This window comes from Anaerococcus kampingae, assembly GCF_046365475.1.
Lineage (GTDB): Bacteria > Bacillota > Clostridia > Tissierellales > Peptoniphilaceae > Anaerococcus > Anaerococcus kampingae.
This window is the reverse complement of sequence record NZ_JBGMEF010000041.1, coordinates 24,242-30,839: the sequence shown is the minus strand read 5'-3', so window position 1 is coordinate 30,839 and position 6,598 is coordinate 24,242. Positions and strand designations below refer to the sequence as shown.

Genomic DNA, 6,598 nt, shown 5'->3' with positions numbered 1-6,598 from the left:
CTACAACTTTTGGGGAGTCCTACACCCCTCCAGCTTTCCCCCTTAAACCCCCTTTTCCCTCACCCCCTCTGCTCCTTAGGCGGAGTGCGAACAGTGAAGATTGCCTAACGGCAATCCTCTATAAGTAGGCAAAACTCTTTGTACTAGCCATCTTTATTCCTACTGATTTTGACATTCCGATGCCTAAAAATCTCAATCTAGTCCAAATTTATGTTTTGTATATACTCTACATCTCAGTAGTTACAGAATTATAATTTGTACTCGTGCGTCAGGAGATTTTCTTAACGGCATCTCCATTTACAAAATCTCACGACCATGGGAGAATTATTCTGTATTCTGAGAGAATATCGACGTCAAAGTAGGGCTAAGGCTCGTTTGCCTTTGGCAAACATTGCGATAATAGGGTCTAAAATACTAATCTATGGGGAGATTTAAAATAAAAAGTCACCGTTAAGAAAATCACACTGACAACCATACTTAAATAAAAATATTGTAACTACTAAGATGACAAGTAACTATAAAATTCCTATTTGGACTAGATTGTGATTTTTAGGGGATTTTTGATTTTAAATCAGTAAGAACAAGGCCACCTACATACGAAGCAAACTGCTATACTAAAGAAGATTTTTGAAAAAAATCTACATATTTTGCCCTCCGCTAAGGAGTCGCTTGCGGGGTGTAACGGGGAGGGGTTTAAGGGGGACATAAACGCCCCTTGATTTGGGGCGTTTATGCCGGAAACATAGTGCGGTAGCACGGAGGAGTTTGCGTAGCAAACGGGTTTCCGTCCGATGAGGACCCATGCGAAAGGGTCCTTGGGCCTCCCCTTTGGCGAAGTCATCAGCTTGATGACAATAATTTATTATGAGATGACATTACGAAGAAAAATACTAAATAAAAATAATTCATTATAATGTAAAAATCCCAATAAAAAAAGCATATAATACTATTATCTTGGACAAAAAAACCCCAACTAGGGGGTCCTTAAGGGGGAAGCCCCCTAAAGATAATTTATCTTGGATAAACATAGAAAGGAATAATAAGAAAAATGAATTTTATAATAATCTCTCCTCATTTTCCACCAAATTTTCAAAATTTCTCCCACCGCCTAAGGGCTAATGGAGTCAATGTTTTGGGTATAGGAGATGAGCCTTATGAGAACTTATCTGATGAGCTTAAGGGCTCTCTTGGAGAATATTTTAGGGTTGATTCTCTAGAAAATCTTGATGAAGTTAAGAGGGCTGTGGCCTTTTTGTTTTATAAGCATGGGCCTATTGGTGGGCTTGAAAGCCACAATGAATATTGGTTGATGCTTGATGCTAAGCTTCGTGAACAATTTAATATACCAGGCCTTAGGCCAGATGACCTTCTTAAATTTAAGTATAAGTCTAGAATGAAAAAGTATTTCAAGGAGGCTGGTGTTCCTGTCCTTGATGGTTATGTGATTAAAAATGATGCTGATTTTAAAAAAGTTGTTGAAGAAATTTCCTATCCTTTTGTGGCTAAGCCTGATAATGGTGTTGGGGCTGGTGGGACTTTTAAGATTGAAAATGAGGCCGATGCTAATGATTTTTTAGCCAAGTGGGATAGGTCTATAGAATATTTCATAGAGCCTTATGTCGAAGATGGTCTTCTTTGCACCTATGATGGGATTGTCGACTTGGATGGGAATATTATCTTTGAAACTGGCCTCTACCACACCATTCCTACTCTAGAACTAGTCCGTGACCAGCTTGACCTGGCCTTTATTGTAAAAAGTGACCTCGATCCAAAAATCGTCGAATATGGCAGGGCTGCTGTCAAGGCATTTGGCATGAAGGGGAGATTTTTCCATATTGAGTTTTTCAAAAGGGCTGATGGGTCTTATATAGCTATAGAATACAATAATAGGGTTACAGGTGGCTATGCTATAGATGTCTATAATCACGCCTTTGCAATTGATCTTTATGATATCTATGCCAGAATGGTTGAGGGTGAGAAGATTCCTAAAATTGCTAAGGCTCCTCACAATGCCCTTGGTCTTAGCCAAAGAGATATTTATAATTATTGCCATTATGAAGATGATATCAGGGCAAAATTTGGCGATAGGGTCAAGGAAGCAAGTCGCGCTGAAAAGGCCTTTGCTTCAATCCAGGGTGATTTTAAATATATAATCACGACTGATGATGTAAATGAGATTGACCAAATCATTGATTTTGTCCACAAGCACAAGGAGGACTAATGCACGTTGAATTTTTAAGCCATTATTCTGGAATTTTGGGCAGGGAAATGTATATGAATAGGTATGGCTATTCGGGAATGCCTGTCCTAGTTTTCCCATCATCTGGGGGAAGTCACAACGAATTTGCCGACTTTGGCATGATTGATGCTGCCAAAGACTTTATAGAAGCAGGTAGGGTTCAATTTTTTACCCTATCTTCTATTGATGGAGAATCTTGGCTAGCTAATAAGTCTATGCACGATAGGGCCCTTGCCCATAACCAGTATGATAAATATATAATTGAAGAGGCAATTCCCTTTATAAAGCATAAGACCGTTTGGTTTGACCCAATGATGACTACAGGTTGCTCGATGGGGGCCTTTCACGCTGTCAATTTCTACCTCAGACATCCAGATGTTTTTTGTAAGACTCTTGCCCTATCGGGAGTTTATGATGCAAGATATTTTGGGGGCGACTATGGGTCAGATATGGTAGTTTATGAAAATAGTCCGGCAGATTATTTATGGAATCAAAACGACCCTTGGTTTTTGGATAAGTACAGGGCTGGAGATATTATTGTTTGCACAGGCCACGGAGCTTGGGAAGATGATGGCCTCCCATCATTCTATACCTTAAAGCAAGCCTTTGAAGCTAAGCAAATCCCTGCCTGGTTTGATGAGTGGGGCTATGATGTTCCTCACGATTGGCCATCTTGGCGCAATCAATTGCCATACTTCTTGGGACATTTATTTGGCTAAATATTATAAATAACAAAGAATTAAGGGGCTGTTGCAAAACTATGAATAACTATCGTCCCATTATTAGAAGATAGCCTGTCCGGCTCATGGAGGACCCGTGCGGAGCACTCGAGCGAAGCGAGAAAAGCCCGTCGGCTCCTTGAAACTCTCTTAGAAAATTTTTGGGCCGACCGTCGGCTTCGGTTTGCCTGCCGGCTCATGGAGGCAATTAGCCCGTCGGCGTGTGAGACTTTTCACAAGGTTCCTCTAATGAATTGGGGACGATTTATTCATTCTGCAACAGCCCCTTTTTCTTATCCTAAAAGGATGTTAAAACAACTGACAAGAAAATTGTAAACGTCTATATAGATGAAATTGAGGCTATAGATCATACTGTCAAGCTTTTTAAGGATAATTCTTACAAGAAACCCCTCTATGTGTCCTTTGGATACTGCTTATATGTCTAGGTCCTATATTGCCAAAAAATCAGGTTTTGTCGAGGCTCTTTATAAGTATTATGATGAAGCGAATTTTGTTGAATTTAAAGTAAAAGACCCAGAGGGAGACCTCTTGAAATTAATTGATTTTCTAAGAAAAAACCAGAATTTGACTCAATCCAATTTGAGTTAGCTAGGCTTGCTGTAAATGCCTTAAACTTATGGCAAATGAAGGAATAAAAATACCTGAAGACCATGGCATTATAGGTTTTGACAAGATCCATGCTACTGAATACATCAACCAAGCTATTGCATCAATCGTCCAGAGGATTTCAGACCATGTTGATTTTGCTATAGATAAGCTTCTAAAGATTTTAAATGATGAAAAGGCAGAAACATATATTGTTTTAGAAGCAAAATTAATTGAAAAGGAAATCGCTTTTATGGGTATTAATTTATAAGAAGCTTTTGTTTAGGAAAGCAAATATTCTATATAGAAAAAATTGGAGGAATGATCATGACAAATTTTATTGAATCTTTTGATGGCACAGCTTTATTTTACAACAAGGAAGAAGCAAAAAATGCCAAGGCTGCAGTTGTTATTGTCCATGGTCTGGCAGAACATTCTGGTAGGTACGATTATGTGGCTGAGAAATTTCACAATGCAGTTTTTTCGACCTATAGGTTTGACCACAGGGGCCACGGCCAATCTGAAGGCGAGAGAGGCTTTTACAAAGACTACAATGATATGTTAGAAGATGTAAATGTTGTGGTAGATAGGGCCATAGAAGAAAATCCTGATAAGCCAGTATTTTTGTTAGGCCATTCTATGGGTGGTTTTGCCGTAAGCCTATACGGGGCTAAGTATAAAGATAAGAACCTTGCTGGAGTCATTACTTCTGGAGGTCTTACTCATGATAATAATAAGATGACTGAAATGGTAGGTCCTGGCCTTGACCCACACACAGAACTTCCAAACGAGCTTGGCGACGGGGTTTGCTCTGTAAAAAAAGTTGTAGAAGCCTATGTTGCTGACCCATTAAACCTTAAAAAATACCAACTGGGTCTTTTATATGCAGTAAAAGACGGAATAGCTTGGTTTAAGGAAAATGAAAAAGACTTTTCTTACCCAGTTTTAATCCTCCACGGCAGGGACGATGCCCTAGTTAACTTTAAAGATTCTTTTGACTTTTTTGAAAACAATTCATCTAAAGACTGCCAAATTAAAATCTATAAGGGTCTTTGCCATGAAATCATGAATGAATATGCCAAAGACGAAGTAATTGGCGATATAATTAGCTGGATAAATAATAGAATATAAGCAAGGAAGCTTTAACAACAAAAACGCTAGGGGGGAATTCCTTGGCGTTTTTTTGATTTGCTTTTAGGGGGGGATAAGATTGAAAATTATACTTACAAAAAGTGCCGGCAACAACCATAGTTGTGCCTATGATTTTGGCTTCTATATTAAATACCCTTGCCCCAAGTCTCCTTAAGCTTGGGCCGATGACGGCGGCGATGACAAGCAAGGAAGGCCTTAATGTTTAATTTACATAACCCTAGCTGTTGTAGCTAGCCAGTCTACCATAAAGAGGATTAGGCTTCGCCATAGGATCTGGTATAGATTTAAAGGCGATATTTAATGGAGGAATTGAAGCTATAGTTTTATCTATCCGTTCCTTTCAATTATATTTCTTACAAGCCTTAGTTTTATATCATATTGGATGTATACGTCTGTGTTAAAATTTAATTTTAATTCAATTGTATCGCCAACCAGTGTAGGATTAGTTAATGATGATGTATTACTATTTTTTTTCATAAATACATTGTATCAGAAAAAGACGAGGATCTTTAGTTTCCTCGTCTTTTTTCTATATTAGGACTTTTCCAACAGCCACTTGTATCTTATTAGAAGTCTACCTTTTCTCCGTAATAAGCGGCGTGGTAGATTTTTTTGATGTCTTCTGGGCTTGTTTGTCTTGGGTTTGTAAGTGTACAAGCATCCTTGAAGGCATTTTCGCTCATTGTATCTAAAACTTCTTCGAATTTATCTTCTGGAATAACAGTGTTCTTACCATCTTTAATATTAGCACTTATACCAACAGCTGCATTTAACTTTCTAATTTCTTCAGCTATATCATCAACTCCAAGGATTTTTTCGATTTTATCATATTTATCTGTTGATTTTCTATTGTAATCGATGATGTAAGGAAGCATAATAGCATTGGCTTCGCCGTGGGTTAGGTGGAAGATGCCGCCGATTTTGTGGGCCATAGAGTGAACTATACCAAGTGAAGCATTGGTAAAGGCCATACCTGCTATACAAGAAGCGATGTGCATTTTTTCACGAGCTTCCATGTCATCTCCATTGTCATAGGCTCTCTTTAGATATCCAAAGACAAGCTCTATAGCTCTAATAGCATAAGGATCTGTAAAGTCATCAGCTGCTGTAGAAACAAAAGCCTCAACAGCATGGGTCATAACATCCATACCTGTAGCTGCTGTAATCTTAGGAGGCATGGTGGCAGGGATTCTCATATCAAGAAGGGCAACTTCTGGTACGAAATCTGGGTGAACAAGTGGGTATTTGATTTCCTTTTCTGTATCAGTGATAACAGAGAATGCTGTAATTTCACTAGCTGTACCAGATGTGGAAGGTATACAAATCATCTTAGCCTTGTTCTTAAGTGGTGGGTTATCAAAAGCAGCAAGTCTTTCGAAATCCCAATCTGGATATTCATAGAAAACCCACATAGCCTTAGCAGCATCCATAGCAGAACCGCCGCCGATAGCAATAATCCACTCAGGTTCAAATTCAGCCATCTTAGCCCCACCAGCTAGACAAGTCTTAACAGATGGATCTGGTTCAACACCATCGATGATTAAAACTTCCATACCAGCCTTTTCAAGCTGTTCTTTGGCCTCGTCTAAGAATCCAAATCTCTTCATAGAAGAGCCGCCAGTAACAAGGCAAGCCTTCTTTCCCTTTAGACTAGCAAGATATGTAAGAGCGTTTTCTCCATGTACAATAGTGTTAGGTACTGAAAAAGTTGTATAAGTCATAAATTCCTCCGATTCTATATTTTGTTAATTAAATAACTAACTATCTGCAAACATTATACTCCAAGGTTTATTTATAAGCAATAGCCATAAATATATTTCAAGAAAATAAAAATATCGTTAAAAATAAATTATTTTATTTCATTATATTAAAAAGATAGACA

At 38.4% G+C, this 6,598-nt stretch carries 8 protein-coding genes; 6 read left to right on the top strand and 2 right to left on the bottom strand.

Annotation, left to right across the window (positions count from 1 at the left end; genetic code table 11):
* Window positions 1-1,048 precede the first annotated feature (1,048 nt).
* From ACCQ42_RS09130 to ACCQ42_RS09105, 6 genes are all read left to right on the top strand, one after another.
* Window positions 1,049-2,221 (top strand): ATP-grasp domain-containing protein, encoded by a 1,173-nt coding sequence (locus ACCQ42_RS09130; RefSeq protein WP_410035977.1) that lies wholly within the window; start codon window positions 1,049-1,051, stop codon window positions 2,219-2,221.
* Window positions 2,221-2,958 (top strand): esterase family protein, encoded by a 738-nt coding sequence (locus ACCQ42_RS09125; protein WP_410035976.1) that lies wholly within the window; start codon window positions 2,221-2,223, stop codon window positions 2,956-2,958. Before ACCQ42_RS09130 ends, ACCQ42_RS09125 begins: the two co-directional genes overlap by 1 nt.
* A 438-nt stretch (window positions 2,959-3,396) precedes the next feature.
* The gene (locus tag ACCQ42_RS09120) at window positions 3,397-3,567 is read left to right on the top strand and encodes a hypothetical protein (protein WP_410035975.1); all 171 of its coding nucleotides are present in this window, start codon (window positions 3,397-3,399) and stop codon (window positions 3,565-3,567) included.
* 28 nt (window positions 3,568-3,595) lie between these two features.
* The gene (locus ACCQ42_RS09115) at window positions 3,596-3,835 is read left to right on the top strand and encodes a type 1 periplasmic-binding domain-containing protein (RefSeq protein ID WP_410035974.1); all 240 of its coding nucleotides are present in this window, start codon (window positions 3,596-3,598) and stop codon (window positions 3,833-3,835) included.
* 56 nt (window positions 3,836-3,891) lie between these two features.
* Entirely contained in the window at window positions 3,892-4,695 is an 804-nt protein-coding gene (locus ACCQ42_RS09110) for an alpha/beta hydrolase (protein WP_410035973.1), read from the top strand.
* Window positions 4,696-4,823: 128 nt separating this feature from the next.
* Window positions 4,824-4,922: a hypothetical protein gene (locus tag ACCQ42_RS09105; RefSeq protein WP_410035978.1), complete on the top strand. Its 99-nt coding sequence runs from the start codon at window positions 4,824-4,826 to the stop codon at window positions 4,920-4,922.
* 121 nt (window positions 4,923-5,043) lie between these two features.
* On the opposite strand, the gene ACCQ42_RS09100 is transcribed toward ACCQ42_RS09105, so the two are convergent.
* Both ACCQ42_RS09100 and ACCQ42_RS09095 read right to left on the bottom strand, forming a co-directional pair.
* Window positions 5,044-5,193 carry a hypothetical protein gene (locus tag ACCQ42_RS09100; RefSeq protein ID WP_410035972.1) on the bottom strand — a complete coding sequence of 50 codons (150 nt, stop codon included), beginning with the start codon at window positions 5,191-5,193 and terminating at the stop codon, window positions 5,044-5,046.
* An 89-nt stretch (window positions 5,194-5,282) separates the two neighbouring features.
* Window positions 5,283-6,437, bottom strand: coding sequence for an iron-containing alcohol dehydrogenase (locus ACCQ42_RS09095; RefSeq protein WP_410035971.1), 1,155 nt, complete (start codon window positions 6,435-6,437; stop codon window positions 5,283-5,285).
* Window positions 6,438-6,598: the final 161 nt, after the last annotated feature.